The sequence below is a fragment of the Pseudomonas delhiensis genome, from assembly GCF_900187975.1.
Lineage (GTDB): Bacteria > Pseudomonadota > Gammaproteobacteria > Pseudomonadales > Pseudomonadaceae > Pseudomonas > Pseudomonas delhiensis.
This window is the reverse complement of sequence record NZ_FZPC01000024.1, coordinates 1-17,092: the sequence shown is the minus strand read 5'-3', so window position 1 is coordinate 17,092 and position 17,092 is coordinate 1. Positions and strand designations below refer to the sequence as shown.

19 protein-coding genes, 1 pseudogene and 1 riboswitch are annotated in these 17,092 nt (G+C 69.1%); of the genes and pseudogenes, 16 read left to right on the top strand and 4 right to left on the bottom strand.

All coding sequences use genetic code 11. The features are described from left to right. Positions 1-95: 95 nt before the first annotated feature. From nrdR to CHC02_RS20965, 12 genes are all read left to right on the top strand, one after another. Complete coding sequence (gene nrdR, locus CHC02_RS21020) at positions 96-560, top strand: transcriptional regulator NrdR (RefSeq protein WP_089393377.1); 465 nt, start codon at positions 96-98, stop codon at positions 558-560. Then, positions 557-1,657: a bifunctional diaminohydroxyphosphoribosylaminopyrimidine deaminase/5-amino-6-(5-phosphoribosylamino)uracil reductase RibD gene (gene ribD / locus CHC02_RS21015; protein ID WP_089393376.1), complete on the top strand. Its 1,101-nt coding sequence runs from the start codon at positions 557-559 to the stop codon at positions 1,655-1,657. Before nrdR ends, ribD begins: the two co-directional genes overlap by 4 nt. Before the next feature lie 113 nt (positions 1,658-1,770). Then, positions 1,771-1,935: riboswitch (FMN riboswitch) on the top strand. A 176-nt stretch (positions 1,936-2,111) separates the two neighbouring features. Further along, a complete protein-coding gene (locus CHC02_RS21010; protein WP_089393375.1) occupies positions 2,112-2,774 on the top strand; it encodes a riboflavin synthase in 663 nt (220 codons plus the stop codon). 14 nt (positions 2,775-2,788) lie between these two features. Continuing rightward, positions 2,789-3,883, top strand: coding sequence for a bifunctional 3,4-dihydroxy-2-butanone-4-phosphate synthase/GTP cyclohydrolase II (ribBA, locus tag CHC02_RS21005; protein ID WP_089393374.1), 1,095 nt, complete (start codon positions 2,789-2,791; stop codon positions 3,881-3,883). Positions 3,884-3,982: 99 nt separating this feature from the next. Next, positions 3,983-4,459 carry a 6,7-dimethyl-8-ribityllumazine synthase gene (ribH, locus tag CHC02_RS21000; RefSeq protein ID WP_043313777.1) on the top strand — a complete coding sequence of 159 codons (477 nt, stop codon included), beginning with the start codon at positions 3,983-3,985 and terminating at the stop codon, positions 4,457-4,459. Continuing rightward, positions 4,456-4,935, top strand: a complete 480-nt coding sequence (gene nusB, locus CHC02_RS20995; RefSeq protein WP_089393373.1) for a transcription antitermination factor NusB — start codon at positions 4,456-4,458, stop codon at positions 4,933-4,935. Before ribH ends, nusB begins: the two co-directional genes overlap by 4 nt. 14 nt (positions 4,936-4,949) lie before the next feature. After that, on the top strand, positions 4,950-5,909 hold the full coding sequence (thiL, locus tag CHC02_RS20990; protein ID WP_089393372.1) for a thiamine-phosphate kinase: 960 nt from the start codon (positions 4,950-4,952) through the stop codon (positions 5,907-5,909). 5 nt (positions 5,910-5,914) lie between these two features. Then, the gene (locus tag CHC02_RS20985) at positions 5,915-6,430 is read left to right on the top strand and encodes a phosphatidylglycerophosphatase A family protein (protein ID WP_089393371.1); all 516 of its coding nucleotides are present in this window, start codon (positions 5,915-5,917) and stop codon (positions 6,428-6,430) included. Between the two features lie 84 nt (positions 6,431-6,514). After that, the gene (locus CHC02_RS20980) at positions 6,515-7,162 is read left to right on the top strand and encodes a retropepsin-like aspartic protease family protein (RefSeq protein WP_089393370.1); all 648 of its coding nucleotides are present in this window, start codon (positions 6,515-6,517) and stop codon (positions 7,160-7,162) included. A 129-nt stretch (positions 7,163-7,291) separates the two neighbouring features. Next, entirely contained in the window at positions 7,292-7,915 is a 624-nt protein-coding gene (ribA, locus tag CHC02_RS20975) for a GTP cyclohydrolase II (protein WP_089393369.1), read from the top strand. Further along, positions 7,912-8,328, top strand: coding sequence for an MFS transporter (locus tag CHC02_RS20970; protein WP_089393368.1), 417 nt, complete (start codon positions 7,912-7,914; stop codon positions 8,326-8,328). Before ribA ends, CHC02_RS20970 begins: the two co-directional genes overlap by 4 nt. Beyond that, positions 8,328-9,140: a cobalamin-binding protein gene (locus tag CHC02_RS20965; RefSeq protein WP_089393367.1), complete on the top strand. Its 813-nt coding sequence runs from the start codon at positions 8,328-8,330 to the stop codon at positions 9,138-9,140. The genes CHC02_RS20970 and CHC02_RS20965 overlap by 1 nt, the downstream gene beginning before the upstream one ends. A gap of 201 nt (positions 9,141-9,341) precedes the next feature. Here CHC02_RS20965 and CHC02_RS20960 read toward each other — a convergent pair whose 3' ends face one another. Both CHC02_RS20960 and CHC02_RS20955 read right to left on the bottom strand, forming a co-directional pair. Further along, positions 9,342-10,355 (bottom strand): zinc-binding alcohol dehydrogenase family protein, encoded by a 1,014-nt coding sequence (locus tag CHC02_RS20960; protein WP_089393366.1) that lies wholly within the window; start codon positions 10,353-10,355, stop codon positions 9,342-9,344. Positions 10,356-10,367: 12 nt separating this feature from the next. Further along, positions 10,368-10,661, bottom strand: coding sequence for a putative quinol monooxygenase (locus CHC02_RS20955; RefSeq protein WP_089393365.1), 294 nt, complete (start codon positions 10,659-10,661; stop codon positions 10,368-10,370). A gap of 103 nt (positions 10,662-10,764) precedes the next feature. Here CHC02_RS20955 and CHC02_RS20950 point away from each other — a divergent pair, with 103 nt between their 5' ends. Continuing rightward, a complete protein-coding gene (locus CHC02_RS20950; protein WP_089393364.1) occupies positions 10,765-11,667 on the top strand; it encodes a LysR family transcriptional regulator in 903 nt (300 codons plus the stop codon). A gap of 3 nt (positions 11,668-11,670) precedes the next feature. On the opposite strand, the gene CHC02_RS20945 is transcribed toward CHC02_RS20950, so the two are convergent. Both CHC02_RS20945 and CHC02_RS20940 read right to left on the bottom strand, forming a co-directional pair. Next, entirely contained in the window at positions 11,671-12,984 is a 1,314-nt protein-coding gene (locus CHC02_RS20945; RefSeq protein ID WP_089393363.1) for a bifunctional DedA family/phosphatase PAP2 family protein, read from the bottom strand. After that, positions 12,981-13,700: a DNA-3-methyladenine glycosylase gene (locus CHC02_RS20940; RefSeq protein WP_089393362.1), complete on the bottom strand. Its 720-nt coding sequence runs from the start codon at positions 13,698-13,700 to the stop codon at positions 12,981-12,983. The genes CHC02_RS20945 and CHC02_RS20940 overlap by 4 nt, the downstream gene beginning before the upstream one ends. Before the next feature lie 63 nt (positions 13,701-13,763). Between CHC02_RS20940 and CHC02_RS20935 the strand changes: the two genes are divergently transcribed. The 3 genes and pseudogenes from CHC02_RS20935 to CHC02_RS20925 all read left to right on the top strand — a co-directional run. Further along, complete coding sequence (locus CHC02_RS20935) at positions 13,764-14,618, top strand: class I SAM-dependent methyltransferase (protein ID WP_089393361.1); 855 nt, start codon at positions 13,764-13,766, stop codon at positions 14,616-14,618. Positions 14,619-15,002: 384 nt separating this feature from the next. Continuing rightward, a complete protein-coding gene (locus tag CHC02_RS20930) occupies positions 15,003-16,493 on the top strand; it encodes a DUF6531 domain-containing protein (protein WP_089393360.1) in 1,491 nt (496 codons plus the stop codon). A gap of 15 nt (positions 16,494-16,508) precedes the next feature. Then, positions 16,509-17,092, top strand: a pseudogene (locus tag CHC02_RS20925) (RHS repeat protein); the annotation flags it as partial.

Below are 17,092 nucleotides of genomic sequence, written 5' to 3'. Positions count from 1 at the left end.
AGGGCGGCGCCTGTATAGCCTAAAGCGTGCGGCTTGTCTCGGGGAGGGGCGGATGGGCTACCATTGACATCCATTTCGTCGGGCCATTCCCTGCCATGCATTGTCCCTTCTGCGGTGCCCACGACACCAAAGTCATCGATTCGCGCCTGGTCGCCGAGGGCGACCAGGTCCGCCGCCGCCGCGAGTGCCTGGCCTGCGGCGAGCGCTTCACCACCTTCGAGACCGCCGAGCTGGTCATGCCGCGGCTGATCAAGCAGGACGGCAGCCGCCAGCCGTTCGACGAGGACAAGCTGCGCGCCGGCATGCAGCGCGCGCTGGAGAAGCGCCCGGTCAGCGTCGAGCGCCTGGAGGAGGCCATCGCCCACATCAAGCACAAGCTGCGCGCCACCGGCGAGCGCGAGGTGAAGTCGCGGGTGCTGGGCGAGCTGGTGATGGGCGAGCTGCAGAAGCTCGACGAGGTGGCCTACATCCGCTTCGCCTCGGTGTACCGGCGCTTCCAGGACCTCAACGAGTTCCGCGAGGAGATCGAGCGCCTGGCCCGGGAGCCGTCCAAGGAATGAGCGCCGTCGACCAGGCCCACATGGCCCGCGCCCTGGAGCTGGCGCGCAAGGGGCTGTACTCCACCCACCCCAACCCCCGCGTCGGCTGCGTGATCGTCAAGGACGGCCAGGTGATCGGCGAGGGCTGGCACGTACGCGCCGGCGAACCCCATGCCGAGGTCCACGCGCTGCGCCAGGCTGGCGACGCCGCCCGCGGCGCCACCGCCTACGTCACCCTGGAACCCTGCAGCCACTTCGGCCGCACCCCGCCCTGCGCCGATGCCCTGGTGAAAGCCGGCGTCGCCCGCGTGGTGGCGGCCATGCAGGACCCCAACCCGCAGGTCGCCGGGCAGGGGCTGCGGCGCCTGGCCGAGGCCGGCATCGAGGTGGCCTGCGGCGTGCTGGAGGCCGAGGCCCGCGAGGTCAACGGCGGCTTCATCAAGCGCATGGAGACCGGCCTGCCGTTCGTCCGCGTCAAGCTGGCGATGAGCCTGGACGGGCGCACCGCCATGGCCAGCGGCGAAAGCCAGTGGATCACCGGCGCCGCCGCGCGCCGCGCCGTGCAGCGCCTGCGCGCGCGCTCCAGCGTGGTGCTTTCCGGCGCGGATACCGTGCTGCTGGACGCTGCCCGCCTGACCGTGCGCCCCGACGAGCTGGGCCTGGACGCCGAGCAGACCGCCCTGGCCGCCGCGCGCCAGCCGCTGCGCGTGCTGGTGGACGGCCGCCTGCGGGTGCCGCTTGGCGCCGCCTTCTACCAGGCCGGCCCGGCGCTGGTGGCCAGTTGCGCCGAACGCGACGGCTTCGCCGGCGAGGGCCGCGAACTGCTGGTGCTGCCCGGTGCCGACGGCCACGTCGACCTGGCGAAGCTGCTCGCCGAGCTGGGCGCGCGCGGCGCCAACGAGGTGCTGGTGGAAGCCGGCCCGCGCCTGGCCGGGGCTTTCGCCCGCCTTGGGCTGGTGGATGAATACCTGATCTTCATCGCACCCAAGCTGTTGGGTTCCAGTGCCCGCCCGCTGCTGGAGCTGCCGCTGGAGAAGATGGCCGAGGCCCGCGCGCTGAAGATCGCCGACATCCGCGCCGTGGGCGACGACTGGCTGGTCACGGCGCGGCCGGTCTGACGGAATGGACTGTGCCCCCCTTGCGAATGCGACGGGGTGGCAAACTGAACCTTCCGACTTGCGCCGGCCTGTGGTAAAACGCCACACGCGGTCAACGCTGTAATGACCGCGATTGACGTTCTCAGGGCGGGGTGCAAGTCCCCACCGGCGGTGATGGCGCGCAATGCGTCTAGCCCGCGAGCGCTTGCCACGACCGGCCACCGCCGCAGCGGCAAGGTCAGCAGACCCGGTGCGATTCCGGGGCCGACGGTAACAGTCCGGATGAAGAGAGAACGGGATGAACCTGCGCAAGGTGCGTCTGCACGCCTGCGCGTCGTGTCCCTTCGATCGGTATGCCCTGTTTTTCCCAAAACAGGAGTTTCAGCACCATGCATCACCCCTTCGTTTCCACTGCGCTGGCTCACGCCGGCCGGCACGCCTGCGCGCAACCGCATTGCGCCGTCCGGGAGGCCCCATGTTCACCGGCATAATCGAAGCCATCGGCAGCATCCGCTCGATCACCCCCAAGGGCGGTGACGTGCGCCTCTACGTCCAGACCGGCAAGCTCGACCTTTCCGACGTCAAGCTCGGCGACAGCATCGCCGTCAACGGCATCTGCCTGACCGCCGTGGAGCTGCCCGGCGACGGCTTCTGGGCCGACGTCAGCCGCGAGACCCTGGCGCGCACCGCCTTCGCCCAGCTCAAGGTCGGCAGCCGCGTCAACCTGGAGAAGGCCCTGACCCCCACCACCCGCCTGGGCGGCCACCTGGTCAGCGGCCACGTCGACGGCGTCGGCGAGATCGTCAAGCGCGAGGACAACGCCCGCGCCATCCAGTTCACCGTGCGCGCGCCGCGCGAGCTGGCCAGGTACATCGCCCTCAAGGGGTCGATCACCGTCGACGGCACCAGCCTCACGGTGAACGCGGTGAACGGCGCCGAGTTCGAGCTGACCATAGTCCCGCACACCCTGGGCGAGACCATCATGGGCGACTACCGCGCGGGCCATCAGGTGAACCTCGAAGTCGACCTGCTGGCGCGCTACCTGGAGCGCCTGCTGCTCGGCGACAAGGCCGCCGAGCCCGCCGCCAGCGGCATCACCGAAGCATTCCTGGCCGAAAACGGCTTCATGAAGCATTGACAGGAGCTGCCCAGATGGCACTCAACAGCATCGAAGAACTGGTCGAAGACATCCGCCAAGGCAAGATGGTCATCCTCATGGATGACGAGGACCGCGAGAACGAAGGCGACCTGATCATGGCCGCCGAGTGCGTACGCACCGAAGACATCAACTTCATGGCCAAGTACGCCCGCGGCCTGATCTGCATGCCGATGACCCGCGAGCGCTGCGAGCGCCTGGGCCTGTCGCTGATGGTGCAGCGCAACGGCTCGGGCTTCGGCACCAAGTTCACCGTCTCCATCGAGGCCGCCGAGGGCGTCACCACCGGCATCTCCGCCGCCGACCGCGCCCGCACCGTGCAGGCCGCCGCCGCGAAGGAAGCGGTGGCCGCCGACATCGTCAGCCCCGGCCACATCTTCCCGCTGATGGCCCAGCCCGGCGGCGTGCTGGCCCGCGCCGGCCACACCGAGGCGGCCTGCGACCTGGCGCGCATGGGCGGCTTCGAGGCCTCCGGGGTGATCTGCGAGATCATGAACGACGACGGCAGCATGGCCCGCCGCCCGGAACTGGAAGCCTTCGCCGAGCAGCACGGCATCAAGATCGGCACCATCGCCGACCTGATCCACTACCGGCTGATCCACGAGCGCACCGTCGAGCGCCTCGCCGAGCAGCCGCTGGACACCGAGCTGGGCCAGTTCAACCTGATCACCTACCGCGACTCGGTGGAGGGCGAGGTGCACCTGGCGCTGACCCTCGGCAGCATCTGCGCGGAAGAGCCGACCCTGGTGCGGGTGCACAACATGGACCCGCTGCGCGACCTGCTGATGGTCAACCAGGCCGGGCGCTGGAGCCTGCGCGCGGCCATGGCCAAGGTGGCCGAGGCCGGCAGCGGCGTGGTGCTGCTGCTGGGCCACCAGATCGGCGGCGAGGACCTGCTGGCCCACGTGCGCGAGATCGCCGCCAGCGCGCCGGCGCCCAAGCCCACCACCACCTACAGCACCGTCGGCGCCGGTTCGCAGATCCTCCGCGACCTGGGCGTGCGCAAGATGCGCCTGATGTCGGCGCCGATGCGCTTCAACGCGATATCCGGTTTCGACCTGGAAGTTGTAGAATACCTGCCCGCCGAATGAACCCGCGCCGCCGTGCCCTGGCACGGTGGCAGTGTTCTTCTACCCTGATTTCGCGGAGCGTCGCCGACGCTTTAGCTCTTTAACAGACGAGACCTGTCCATGACCCTGAAGACCATCGAAGGTACCTTCATCGCCCCCAAAGGCCGCTTCGCCCTGGTGGTTGGCCGCTTCAACAGCTTCGTGGTGGAAAGCCTGGTGCAAGGCGCCATCGATGCGCTGGTGCGCCACGGCGTCGCCGAAGGCGACATCACCATCATCCGCGCCCCGGGCGCCTTCGAGATCCCCCTGGTCGCCCAGAAAGTCGCCCAGCGCGGCGAGTTCGACGCCATCATCGCCCTCGGCGCGGTGATCCGTGGCGGCACCCCGCACTTCGAATACGTTGCCGGCGAGTGCACCAAGGGCCTGGCGCAGGTTTCCCTGCAGTTCGGCGTGCCGGTGGCCTTCGGCGTGCTGACCGTGGACTCCATCGAGCAGGCCATCGAGCGCTCCGGCACCAAGGCCGGCAACAAGGGCGCCGAGGCCGCGCTGTCCGCCCTGGAAATGGTGAGCCTGCTGTCGCAGCTGGAGGCCAAGTGAGCAGCAACGACAACGGCGCCCCGTCCAAGCCGGCCAAGCCCAACAAGATCGCCATGCGCCGCAAGGCCCGCAGCCTCGCGGTGCAGGCCCTGTATTCCTGGCAGATGGCCGGCCAGCCGCTGAACGAGATCGAGGCGACCTTCCGCACCGACAACGACTTCGGCGACGTCGACGGCGCCTACTTCCACGAGATCCTCCACGGCGTGCCGCGCCTGAAGACCGAGCTGGACCAGGCATTCACCCCCTGCCTGGATCGCCCGCTGGAAGAGATCGACCCGGTCGAGCTGGCCATCCTGCGCCTGGCCACCTACGAGCTGCGCAACCGCCTGGACGTGCCCTACAAGGTGGTGATCAACGAAGGCATCGAGCTGGCCAAGACCTTCGGCGCCACCGACGGCCACAAGTTCGTCAACGGTGTGCTGGACAAGCTGGCGCCGCGCCTGCGCGCCGCCGAGCTGCGCGGCGCCAAGCGCTGAGCCCGCCGCAAGGCATGGGTGAGTTCGAACTGATCCGCCGCTATTTCGCCGCGGCCGCCTGTGCGGCCGCGGCCGATGGCGTGGCCCTGGGCATCGGCGACGACTGCGCCCTGCTGGCGCCGGCCGCCGGCCAGCAACTGGCGGTGTCCACCGACACCCTGGTGGCCGGCGTGCATTTCCCCGCGCTGTGCGATCCCTTCCTGCTCGGCCAGCGTGCCCTGGCGGTTTCCGCCAGCGACCTGGCGGCCATGGGCGCCACGCCCCTGGCCTTCACCCTCGCCCTGACCCTGCCCGAGGCCGACCCGGCCTGGCTGGAAGCCTTCGCCCTGGGCCTGAACCGCATGGCCGCGGCCTGCGGCCTGGCGCTGGTGGGCGGCGACACCACCCGCGGCCCGCTGAGCATGACCCTCACCGTGTTCGGCCAGGTCCCCGCCGGCCAGGCGCTGACCCGCAGCGGCGCCCGCCCGGGCGACCTGCTCTGCGTCGGCGGCGCGGTCGGCGAGGCCGGCGGCGCCCTGGAGCTGGTGCTCGGCCGCCTGGCCGCCGAACCCGAAGTGGCCGAGCCGCTGCTGGCGCGCTACTGGGCGCCGCAGCCGCAGCTGGCCCTCGGCCAAGCCCTGCGCGGCCGCGCCACGGCGGCGCTGGACGTGTCCGACGGCCTGCTCGCCGACTGCGGCCACATCGCCCGCGCCTCCGGCGTGGCCCTGGTCATCGAGGCCGAACGCCTGCCGGCCAGCGCGCCGCTGGAACGCCTGCTGGGCGCCGAGCGCGCGCTGCAGGCCAAGCTCGGCGCCGGCGACGACTACGTCATCGCCTTCACCCTGCCACCCGTCGAGTTGCCGGCCCTGCAGGCGCACTGGCCGCAGCTGGCGGCCGTCGGCCGCGTCGAGACCGGCAGCGGGGTGCGCGTGCTGGACGCCGGCGGCCACGACATCACGCCGCGCCAGGGCGGCTACCTGCATTTCACGGAGTGACCGCAGTGCCCGAACATCCCGACCAAGCCCCCGCCCAGCCCGTACCGCCGTCGGTCTGGCGCAACCCCTGGCATTTCCTGGCCTTCGGCTTCGGCTCCGGGACCCTGCCCAAGGCCCCCGGCACCTGGGGCTCGCTGGTGGCCATCCCGTTCGTCCCGCTGTGGCAGCTGCTGCCGGACTGGGGCTACTGGCTGATGCTGGGGCTGACCATGCTGTTCGGCTTCTGGCTGTGCGGCAAGGTCGCCGACGACCTGCGCGTGCACGACCACGAAGGCATCGTCTGGGACGAGATGGTCGGCATGTGGATCACCCTCTGGCTGGTGCCCGAGGGCTGGTGGTGGCTGCTGGTGGGCTTCCTGGTGTTCCGCTTCTTCGACATCCTCAAGCCCTGGCCGATCCGCTGGGTCGACCGCCACGTGCACGGCGGCGTGGGCATCATGCTCGACGACGTCCTCGCCGGGGTCTTCGCCTGGCTGGCCATGCAGGGGCTGGTCTGGGCCTGGGCCACCTGGCTGGTCTGACAACAGCCGACTGAATCACTGACGGCGCAGCGGCGCCGGTGTAACGTGGCGCCACCTTCGCGCCAGCCGACAAGGAGCCCCATCATGCTGCGCCTGCTGTCCGCCCTGAGCCTCGCCCTTGCCGCCAGCGTGGCCCTCGCCGCCCCGCAGGTGTGGGTGGTGGGGCTGTTCCCCAACGCCGCGGTGGTCAACATCGACGGCCAGCGCAAGTTCCTCCGCGTCGGCGAGACCGGGCCCCAGGGCGTGCAGGTGGTCAGCGCCGACAGCCGCAAGGCGGTGCTGCGCGTGGGCGGCGTCGAGAAGACCTACGAGCTGAGCCGCGAATACAACGCCAGCGGCTACTCGGCCCCGGCGCCGGTGCAGGAAATGAGCATCGCCCGCGGCACCGGCGGGCACTACTGGGTGTCCGGCTCGATCAACGGCCAGAACGCCCAGTTCCTGGTCGATACCGGCGCCACCACGGTGGCGATGAACGAAGGCCAGGCGCGCCGCCTGGGCATCGACTACCGGGTGGTCGGCAAGCCCATGGTCGCCTCCACCGCCAGCGGCACCGTCAAGGGCTGGCGCATCAGCCTGAACAGCGTGAAGCTCGGCGGCATCGAGGTGCTGGGCGTCGACGCCAGCGTGCTGGAAGGCGAGTTCCCCACCGAGATCCTGCTGGGCATGAGCTTCCTCAACCGCGTGGGTTGGCGGGAAGAGCAGGGGATGATGTACATCCAGTCCAAGCATTGAGCCGGTCATCGCGCCATCGACCTATCGATGGCTTCGATAGCCAAGTTGCGGATTTCGCAATGACGGTCGCCCCGGCACTGCTGTTACAATGCCGGCTCCTTACTACTGTCTGACTTTCAGGAGTTTCCGGTGTCCGTCGTGTTCGTCGCCGCCTCCAAGCTGCCCACCCCCTTCGGCGAATTCACCATGCATGGCTTCCTCGACGAGGAAACCGGCAAGGAACATGTCGCCCTGACCATGGGCACCCTCGACGACGGCCAGCCGGTGCTCGGTCGCCTGCATTCCGAATGCCTGACCGGCGATGCCCTGTTCAGCCTGCGCTGCGACTGCGGCTTCCAGCTCGAAGGCGCGCTCTCGGCCATCGCCCGCGAGGGCCGCGGCGTGCTGCTCTACCTGCGCCAGGAAGGCCGCGGCATCGGCCTGCTGAACAAGATCCGCGCCTATGCCCTGCAGGACGAAGGCGCGGACACCGTCGAGGCCAACCTCAAGCTGGGCTTCGGCGCCGACCAGCGCGACTACGCCATGTGCCTGCCGATGCTGCAGCACCTGGGCGTGTGCTCGCTGAAGCTGATGACCAACAACCCGCGCAAGGTGAAGGCGCTGGAAGGCTATGGCCTCACCGTGGCCGAGCGCGTACCCCTGCAGAAGGGCCTGAACCCGCACAACAAGCGCTACCTGGCGACCAAGGCCGGCAAGCTCGGGCACATGCTCGGCGAGCTGCACCAGGGCGAGGCGGAGATCGAGGCGCAGTGAACCGCGCCGCCGAGTTCGGCCGCCTGGGCAGGCTCTGGTGGCTGCACCTGGCGCTGGCCCTCGGGCCGCTGCTGGCGCTGCTGCTGTGGGGCTTCGAGGTGGATGCCCTGGCCGTGCTGGCCACCCCGCTGTACGTCGCCGCGCTGGTCTCGATGTACTTCACCCTGCCGCTGTTCCGCCGCTACAAGCTCGCCCTGATCGACGCCGGCAAGGCCCGGGACACGGCCGCAGAGCCCGCCGCCTGGGCGAAGCTGGCGCGCACCCGGCGCAACGGCGCCCTCGGTGCCAGCCTGCCGGCCTGGATCGGCGCGCTGGCCTGCTTCACCGACCTCTCCGGCGTGGCGCTGATCCTCCTCGGGCTGACCAGCCTGCTGATCCTCTGGCTGTACCGCCTGCCGCGCCAGTTGCTCTGATGCGCATCCTGCTCGCCGCCCTGCTGCTAGCGCTCGGCCTGCCCTCGCTGGCGGCGCAGCGGGTGGTGAGCCTCGCCCCCTCGATGACCGACAGCGTCCTGGAGCTGGGTGCCGGCGCGCGCCTGGTGGGCGTGCTCGACGGCGACGCGCGCCCGGCGCAACTGGCGGCGCTGCCGTCGCTGGGGCGCTACGGGCAACTGAACCTGGAACGCCTGCTCAGCCTGCGGCCGGACCTGGTGCTGGTCTGGCCCGGGAGCATTCCCGAGGCGCAGATGGCGCGGTTGAGGAATCTCGGGCTGACGCTCTACGTCGCCGAGCCGCACCGGCTGGACGACATCCCGAAGCAACTGGAGGAACTGGGCGCGCTGCTGGGCGCCGGGGAGAAGGGGGCTGCGCTGGCCGCGGACTTCCGCGGGCGGATCGCCGAGCTGCGCCGGGAATACGCCCGCGAGCGCCCGCTGCGGCTGTTCTACCAGGTCTGGAACCGCCCGCTCTATACCCTCGGCGGGCAGCAGGTGGTGAGCGACGCCCTGCAGGTCTGCGGCGCGCGCAACCTGTTCGACGACCTGCAACTGCCGGCGCCCCAGGTGGGCCTGGAGGCCGTGCTGGCACGCGATCCGGAAGTGATACTGGCGCCCACCGCCGAGCAGGCCGGGGAATGGCAGGCCATGAAGCAGCTCAGCGCCACCCGCCTGGGCCAGCTGTGGGTGCTGCCGGACCGCAACCTGGAGCGGCCGAGCCACGCCATGCTGGCCGCCACCGAAAAGCTCTGCCGCCTGCTCGCCAACGCGAAGACGGCTGACCGCCCGTAGGGCGCATAACGCCGCAGGCGTTATGCGCCGAGGCGGGTGTTCAGGTTGAATGCGGAGCGCGCCTGGGGCCAAGGTCAGGCGGCGGATAACCGCGAACGGTTATCCGCCCTACGCCAGCTCCAACCTCGTCGTTCGCCCGTAGGGCGCATAACGCCCCAGGCGTTATCCGCCGTTTCCGTCGGCCAGGCGCGGTCCCGCCGTTCAGAACCCTTCCAGCACGATCTTGCCCTTGGCCTTGCCGCTTTCCAGCAGCGCGTGGGCGCGGCGCAGGTTGGCGGCGTCGATGCGGCCGAAGTGCTCACCCAGGGTGGTGCGCAGCACGCCCTGGTCGACCAGGCTCGACACGCGCTGCAGCAGGCGGTGCTGCTCGATCATGTCGTCGGTCTGGAACATCGAGCGGGTGTACATGAACTCCCAGTGCAGCGACAGGCTCTTCTGCTTGAGCAGGCCCACGTTCAGGCTCGCCGGGTCGTCGATCAGGCCCAGGCGGCCCTGCGGGCGCAGGCTGGCGACTATCTGCTCCAGGTGGCTGTCGGTGTGCGTCAGGCTGGCCACGTGGGTGACCTGGCCGATGCCGATGCGCTGCAGTTCCTCGCTCAGCGGCTTGCCGTGGTCGATCACGTGGTGCGCGCCCAGGTCGCGCACCCATTGCTGGGTGTCCGCCCGCGAGGCGGTGCCGATCACGGTGGCGCCGGTCAGCCGCCGGGCCAGCTGGGTGAGGATGGAGCCCATGCCGCCGGCGGCGCCGACGATCAGCAGGCTCTGCCCGGTGCTGCCCGGGCCCTCGGCGATCTGCAGGCGCTCGAACAGCAGTTCCCAGGCGGTGATGCTGGTCAGCGGCAGGGCCGCGGCCTGGGCGAAGTCGAGGCTGGCCGGCTTGGCGCCGACGATGCGTTCGTCCACCAACTGCAGCTCGGCGTTGCTGCCCGGGCGGGTCAGGTCGCCGGCGTAGAACACCTCGTCGCCGGGGCGGAACAGGCTGACCTCGCTGCCCACCGCGCGGACCACGCCGGCGGCGTCCCAGCCCAGCACCTTGTACTCGCCGGCCTGCGGCTCCGCGCGCTGGCGCACCTTGGTGTCCACCGGGTTGACGGAAATGGCGCGGACTTCCACCAGCAGGTCGCGCGGGCCGGGGGTGGGCTCCGGCAGCTGGATGTCGAGCAGGGCGTCGTCGGCGGCGATCGGGCGGCTGTGGGTGTAACCGATGGCTTTCATGCGGGCGGCTCCTCAGTCGATGCGGTTCATCAGGCGGATGTCGAGTTCGGCCAGGTCGGCCCGGGACGCCGCGACGAAGGCCTGGAAGTGCTCGCTGGCCTCGTGCTCGGCGAGGGCGGCCGCGTCGCGCCACTGCTCGATCATGTAGATCAGGTCGGCGTCCTTGCGGTCGCGGTGCAGGTCGTACTGGATGCAGCCGGGTTCGGCCCGCGAGGGGATGCGCAGATCGGCCAGGCGGGCCTGCAGGGCGTCGCCGCGGCCGGGCTTGGCGCGGATGATGGCGATCAGGGTGAGGGGGCTGCTCATCGGGAGGTTTCCTTGCGGCAGTGGGGGATGGGCGCATCCTCCGCTCTTTCGTTGCGAAGAAAAACCGCGTAGGAAGAAAGTCTCTTTCAAAAGAATTTTGAAAATGCTGCGCTTCGACGACCTCCGCCTGTTCGTCCGTACCGCCGAGCGGGGCAGCCTGTCCGCCGCGGCCCGCGAGCTGGAAGCCTCGCCGGCGGTGGCCAGCGCCGCCCTCAAGCGCCTGGAGGCGGCCCTGCAGGCGCGCCTGTTCGCCCGCTCCACCCGCAGCCTGCGGCTGACCGCCGAGGGCGAGCTGTTCCTGGCCCATGCGCGGGCCTCGCTGCAGAGCCTGGAGGAGGGCCGCCAGCTACTGGCCGGCGGGCGCAGCGAGATCGCCGGGCCGCTGCAGGTCTCGGCGCCCTCGGACCTGGGGCGCAACGTGCTGCTGCCCTGGCTCGACGAGTTCCAGGCGCTGCACCCGCGGCTGAGCTTGCGCCTGCTGATCAGCGACCGCCAGGCCGACCTCTACCGCCAGCCGGTGGACGTGGCCATCCGCCTCGGCCTGCCGTCGGACTCCAGCCTGGTGGCGCTGCCCCTGGCGGCGGACAACCGCCGCGTGCTGTGCGGCGCGCCGGCCTACTTCGCGCGCCGCGGCCGGCCGCGCCAGCCGCAGGACCTGGCGCGGCACAACTGCCTGCTGTACATGCTCGGCGGCCGGGTGCACGAGCGCTGGAGCTTCGGCGAGCAGACGGTGGAGGTGGGCGGCGACCGTGTCTGCGACGATGCCGACGTGGTGCGGCGCTGGGCCGTGGCCGGCTGCGGGCTGGTCTACAAGTCCTGGCTGGACGTGGCCGCCGACGTGCGCGCCGGGCGCCTGGAAGTGGCCCTGGGCGACTACCCGGGCGAGGCGGCGCCGCTGAACCTGTTCTGCACCCACCGCGCGCAGCTGAGCCCGCCGGTGACCCTGCTGCGCGAGTTCATCCAGCAGCGCTGCGCCGAGCACATGCGCGGCGCGCCCTGGCATTGAGGCTCAGAGCGGACGGTAGCGCGCCACCGCGTGGCTCAGGTCCCAGCCGACCGACACCGAGAACACCAGCAGCAGGGCCGGCACCAGGCACCACCAGACGCGCCCGGGCAGGGCCTGCAGCGGCTGGCGCAGCTGGCTGGCCCAGAGCACGGCGGCGCACACGGCGGCGGCCAGCAGGGCGCCGGCGATCACGTCGCTGGGCCAGTGCGCGCCCAGGTACAGGCGCGAGCCGGCGATCCAGGCGGCCGGCAGCATGGCCAGCAGCAGCCAGGTCAGGCGCACCCGCGGCGAGCCCTCGCGGCTGGCCAGCACGCCCAGCACCAGGAAGCAGGCGAAGGAGGCCGAGCTGTGCCCGCTGGGCATGCTGAAGGCGCTCAGCGGGTCGGCGATCACCTCCGGGCGGGCGCGGCCGAAGAAATGCTTGAGGGTGGTGTTGAGCAGCGCCGTGGCCAGCAGGGTGCCACCGGCGAACAGCGCGTGGCGCCACTTGCCCAGGCCCAGCAGCAGCACGCTGACGATCACGCCGACGATCACCTGGGTGCGGAAGTCGCCCAGGCGCGTCACCGCCACCATGACGTGGTTCAGCAGCGGGCTGCGCTCCTGCTGGATCAGCGTCATCAGGCCGTGGTCGAGGGCGTCCAGGTGCGGCCAGCCGACCAGGATGCCTAGCAGCAGGGCGGCGCTAAGGCCCGCGGCGATCAGCGCGGTGCCGTGGCGCCGCCTGAGGCAGGCGTGGATCAGCGCACCGCCGAGCACCGCCAGGCCGCCGGCGATCACCGCCATTTCCGGCCAGAAGCCTTCGGGCAGCGGCAGGCGCAGGGCTGCGCCGGTGGTCCAGCCGGGCAGCAGGTAGGCCACCGACCAGCCGGCGGCGGCCAGGATGGACACCGCCAGGAAGCGCCCGAAAGGCATGTCGAGCATGCCCGCCACCAGCGGCAGGAAGGGCCGCAGGGCGCCGATGAAGCGGCCCACCAGCAGGCTGGCGACGCCGTAGCGGGCGACGAAGCCCTCGGCGCCGGCCAGCCATTCCGGGTGGTGGCGCAGCAGCGGCAGGCGGCGGATGTCCTGGTGGAAGCGGCGGCCGAGGCCGTACGAGCAGAGGTCGCCCAGCAGCCCGCCGGCGAAGGCCAGCAGCAGCGTCTGCCCCAGGCCCAGGGCGCCGCCGCCGGCCAGCACGGCGATGGCGAAGAGCATCACCACGCCGGGCAGCACCAGGCCGACCACCGCCGCGCATTCGATGAAGGCCACGAGGAAGACGATCAGCCCCAGCCATTGCGGGTGGCTGGCGATCCATTGGTTGAAGAGTTCCAGGCTCATGTGCGGTGGGCTTCCGAGCTGTCCAGCAGGTAGTAGTCGCGTCCTTCGACCTGGCCGCGGCGCAGCGGGTTTCGCGTGCAGAAGGGCGCGAAGGCGGCGTCGACGAAGCGGTACATCAGGTGCTCGTCGCGGCCGTGGGGGATGCCCAGCCGGGTGGTCTGGATGACCTGGGCCGGGGTGTCGCCGAGGTCGTCGACGAACAGCCGCTGCGGGTCGAACTGGCGGGCGTCCCAGTCCGGCACCTTGAGGCCCATGGCCTTGCACAGCAGGGTCTGGCCGGCGCAGAGCTTGCCCAGCGGGCGCTCGCCGCCATCGGCGGCGGGGTTGAGCTGGCGCATGCGGGCCAGGGCTGCGTCGCCGCTGACGCGGTCCAGCCACGGGTGGCCGGACTTGATCAGCACCGCGTTGCCGGCGCCGCCGGCGCTGAAGTTCAGCGAGTCGCCGCCGCGGGCGTAGTACATGTAGATGTGCCCGCCGTCGAGGAACAGGGCCTTTCGTTTCTCGGTGTAACCGAGGGACGCGTGGCTGCCTTTCTCGGCCAGGTAATAGGCTTCGGTCTCGATGATCCGGGCGGACAGCCAGAGGTCGCCGACGCGGTGGCGGATCACCTTGCCCAGCAGCTGGCGTGCCACCAGCAGGGCGTCGCGGTCGAAGAAGGCGTGGGGCAGCGGCCGTGCATCGGGCCAGGGCAAACCAAGGATGGGATCGGCAGGCATGGGATTGTCGTGGGTACCAGGACGCTCTTAGGCTGGCGGATGATAACAACAAGAGACTGAATCATGACTGAACGCGTCCGCAGCGACAGCGCGCACATCACCCCCAGTGCGCACTACACCGGTTATGTCTGGTTCCGTCACAAGCTCGCCGAGCCGGCCTTCGCCACCACCTTCGGGCGCTGGGTGCACGGCTGCGTGGCGCCGATCGCCTGGGGGGCGCGCCTGGGCTTCGGGCTGAACATCGAGGACTTCCTGCTGCAGCGCCACCTGCTAATAGACGTGCGCCTGCGCCAGGCCATCGAGCAGAGCGGCGTCACCCAGGTGGTGGAGATCGCCTGCGGCCTGTCGCCACGGGGAAGGCGCTTCCGCCAGCGTTATCCACAGCTGGACTACCTGGAGGCGGACCTGCCGCCCATGGCCGCGCGCAAGTCGGCGCTGCTGCGGCAGCAGGGCTGGCTGGATGAACGGCACCGGGTGCACCCCGTGGACATCCTCGCCGAGGACGGCCCGCACACCCTGGCTGCGCTCTTCGCCCAGCTCGACCGCCAGCGCCCGCTGGTGGTGATCACCGAGGGCCTGGTGAACTACTTCCAGCGCCCGCTGATCGAGGGCTTCTGGACGCGCCTGGCGGCGGCCCTGGCCGACTTCCCGGCGGCCACCTACCTCACCGAACTCTACCCCGACCTGCGCGAGCACCCGCGCTACCGGCAGATCCGCTGGGGCGTCGGCCTGATCGGCCGGCTGACCCGCGGCGGCTACCCGCTGCACTACCGCAGCGAGGCGGAAATAGCCGCGGCCTTCCGCGGCTGCGGCTTCAGCGGCGTAGAGGTGCTCGACCCGCAGGTGCACGGCGCCGAGCTGTGCCTGCCGCGCGGGCGCATGCCGAGCCTGGTGCGGGTGATAGAAGCTCGCATTTGAATTTGGACGAAACAGGAGAGGGCTGTCGCTACTCTAGGTATGGATATGATTTGAGGGAGTTTCCTACAGATTAAATCTGTTGTTCCCTTTGATACTTGCGACTCATGTATAGGGTTGCGTTCTGTTCTTTATTTTTCTTTTGTGCATGCGGAAATTCTTTGCTGCTGGCGTATGTAATTAATTATTTCTCTCTCCTTGGTTGCCTTTCTTGGTGAAAGATCAATTCAATCATTTTCTTCTGTTTTCCTTCTAATGAGCATTGTCTGTTCAGCGTGGCCTGATCTTTCGTCTTGAAATACTTCTTTACATGCGTCTGACATCGCTCCTTGGGCTGATGGATTTACCACTGTGTGGTCGGTCAATTCAGCACATGGAGGTAGGCGTATGCACAGGTTCACTCTGCTTGCGGTCGCGGTCATGGCGCCGTTCACGGCCCAGGCCTGTTCGTTGAGTTTCACCTCTCCAGGGGATGGCGCAACGGTTCGCAGTCCGGGTATTACCGTCTATGGCCAAGGCGGGGCGAATGCCCAGGAAGGCGATCAGGGAACGGTGACTGCCACGCTCAATGGCGTCCCCTTCTTCAGTTATTCCGGCTCATTTACCGCTGCGGTTTCCTTTCTCGAGAGTCGCGGTGTGCCGGTCAGGCTGAGGCCGGGGCAGAATTTTCTATTCGTCAGCGGTAGCGCGGGTAGTTGTTCCGCATCGGACACTATGACCGTGACCTACGATCCCGAGGTGACCCAGGCGAAGAACAAGGGGGCGCCACCTCCGGAAGCCTGCATCGGGAATCCGATCAACCTGGCCGTCGGGAACAAGTATCAGCGGGAGGTCGACTATCTCGACAAGTCTTCGCCGCTCATGGAGTTCGCCAGAGCGTACAACAGCTTCGACGGATACTGGCGGCATAACTTCTCGACGCGCCTGGTCGTGGGAAAGACCAGCATTCGCCTTGTCCATGCGGACGGAAGAGAAGTCGAATTTGCACTGGCCGGTAACGTGGCCACACCTCCGGCCGATGAGTTGGGCAGCTTGAAGCATGAGGTGGGAAAATGGCTGTTCGCCTCGGCTGACCAGGAGCAGGGCACGTTCGATGGGCAGGGGCGCCTGTTGTCCTGGCGGGACGCATCAGGGAGAGGCGTGGCGCTGGATTATTCGGCCGCGGAGATAACGGTCACGGATGATCATGGCAAAAGCTTCAGGTTCACCCAGGACGAGAAGTATCAGCCATTGTCCTTCGTGGCAGCGGATTCGACAGTGGATTATGCCTATGACTCGACCAGGCGCCTGATCGGCGTCAAGCGATTCGGCCAGGGTAGTACCGGGGAACGCCGCTATCTCCATGAGAACAAACTGTATCCCCGATTCCTGACTGGCATCGTCGACGAAAACGGAGTCCGCTACGCAACTTGGACATACGACAGCCAGGGGCGTGCCATTTCCAGCGAGCACGCCAATGGCGCCGAGAGAATCGTTCTGGCATACAACCAGGACGGCTCGACCACGGTCACCAACGAATACGGCAAGAAGGCCACCTACCGTTTTCAGGTGATCCAGGGGATTCGCAAGCTGGTAGCCGTTGAGGGCGAGCCTTCGCCGAACTGCCCTGCCAGCAACTCCACCTTCGCCTACGACGAGCGCGGTCTTTTGAAGCGTCGTACGGACAACAACGGCAACGTCACCACCTACGAATACAACGAGCGCGGACTGGAGACCTCGCGCCGCGAAGCCCTGGGCGCGCCCCAGGAACGCACCATCCTCACGCAGTGGCATCCCCGCTTCTACCTGCCGAGCCAGGTGGAGGAGCCCGGACGAACCATCCGCTACCAGTACGACGAACAAGGTCGGCAGACCAGCCAGACCTTCTCCACTCACTGAACAAGGATGTCGATCATGCGTAAGCCACAAACCTTCCGGCTTGGGGCGCTTGCCCTGGCCTGTTTCCTGAGCCTGGGTGTCCAGGCCGCCGAGCGCAGCTGGTCCTATAGCTACAACGCCCTGGGCCTGGTCGAGAGTGCCGATGGCCCGCGCACCGACGTGCAGGACGTCACCCGCTACAGCTACGACGCCAAGGGCAACCTCACCGCGGTGACCAATGCCCTGGGCCACGTCACCCGCCTGGGCGGGCACGACGAGCGCGGCAACCCCGGTACCCTCACCGACGCTAACGGCGTGGTCAGCACCCTGACCTACAGCGGCATCGACGCGCGCCTGGCCTCCATCAGCCGCGCCGGCAGCACCACCCGCTTCGACTATGACGCGGTCGGGCAGATCACCCGCCTGACCCGCGGCGACGGCAGCTGGCTGGACTACACCTACGACGATGCGCGGCGCCTGGTGGCCATCGTCAACAACCTCGGCGAGCGCCTGGAATACGACGTGGACGCCCAGGGCAACCGCACGGCGCAACGGCTGAAGGACGCCAGCGGCAGCCTGGTGCGCCAGCAGCAGTGGGTGTACGACGAACTCGGCCGGCT

Bases quoted from the DNA above. Each gene is read 5' to 3' on its own strand.
- CHC02_RS20980 (WP_089393370.1), top strand. From the start codon at position 6,515: ATGCTGCGCCTGCTGTCCGCCCTGAGCCTCGCCCTTGCCGCCAGCGTG.
- ribH (WP_043313777.1), top strand. From the start codon at position 3,983: ATGACCCTGAAGACCATCGAAGGTACCTTCATCGCCCCCAAAGGCCGC.
- CHC02_RS20955 (WP_089393365.1), bottom strand. From the start codon at position 10,661: ATGAGCAGCCCCCTCACCCTGATCGCCATCATCCGCGCCAAGCCCGGC.
- nrdR (WP_089393377.1), top strand. From the start codon at position 96: ATGCATTGTCCCTTCTGCGGTGCCCACGACACCAAAGTCATCGATTCG.
- ribBA (WP_089393374.1), top strand. From the start codon at position 2,789: ATGGCACTCAACAGCATCGAAGAACTGGTCGAAGACATCCGCCAAGGC.
- CHC02_RS20965 (WP_089393367.1), top strand. From the start codon at position 8,328: ATGCGCATCCTGCTCGCCGCCCTGCTGCTAGCGCTCGGCCTGCCCTCG.
- CHC02_RS20960 (WP_089393366.1), bottom strand. From the start codon at position 10,355: ATGAAAGCCATCGGTTACACCCACAGCCGCCCGATCGCCGCCGACGAC.
- ribD (WP_089393376.1), top strand. From the start codon at position 557: ATGAGCGCCGTCGACCAGGCCCACATGGCCCGCGCCCTGGAGCTGGCG.
- CHC02_RS20935 (WP_089393361.1), top strand. From the start codon at position 13,764: ATGACTGAACGCGTCCGCAGCGACAGCGCGCACATCACCCCCAGTGCG.
- CHC02_RS20945 (WP_089393363.1), bottom strand. From the start codon at position 12,984: ATGAGCCTGGAACTCTTCAACCAATGGATCGCCAGCCACCCGCAATGG.
- CHC02_RS21010 (WP_089393375.1), top strand. From the start codon at position 2,112: ATGTTCACCGGCATAATCGAAGCCATCGGCAGCATCCGCTCGATCACC.
- thiL (WP_089393372.1), top strand. From the start codon at position 4,950: ATGGGTGAGTTCGAACTGATCCGCCGCTATTTCGCCGCGGCCGCCTGT.
- CHC02_RS20930 (WP_089393360.1), top strand. From the start codon at position 15,003: ATGCACAGGTTCACTCTGCTTGCGGTCGCGGTCATGGCGCCGTTCACG.
- CHC02_RS20940 (WP_089393362.1), bottom strand. From the start codon at position 13,700: ATGCCTGCCGATCCCATCCTTGGTTTGCCCTGGCCCGATGCACGGCCG.
- CHC02_RS20950 (WP_089393364.1), top strand. From the start codon at position 10,765: ATGCTGCGCTTCGACGACCTCCGCCTGTTCGTCCGTACCGCCGAGCGG.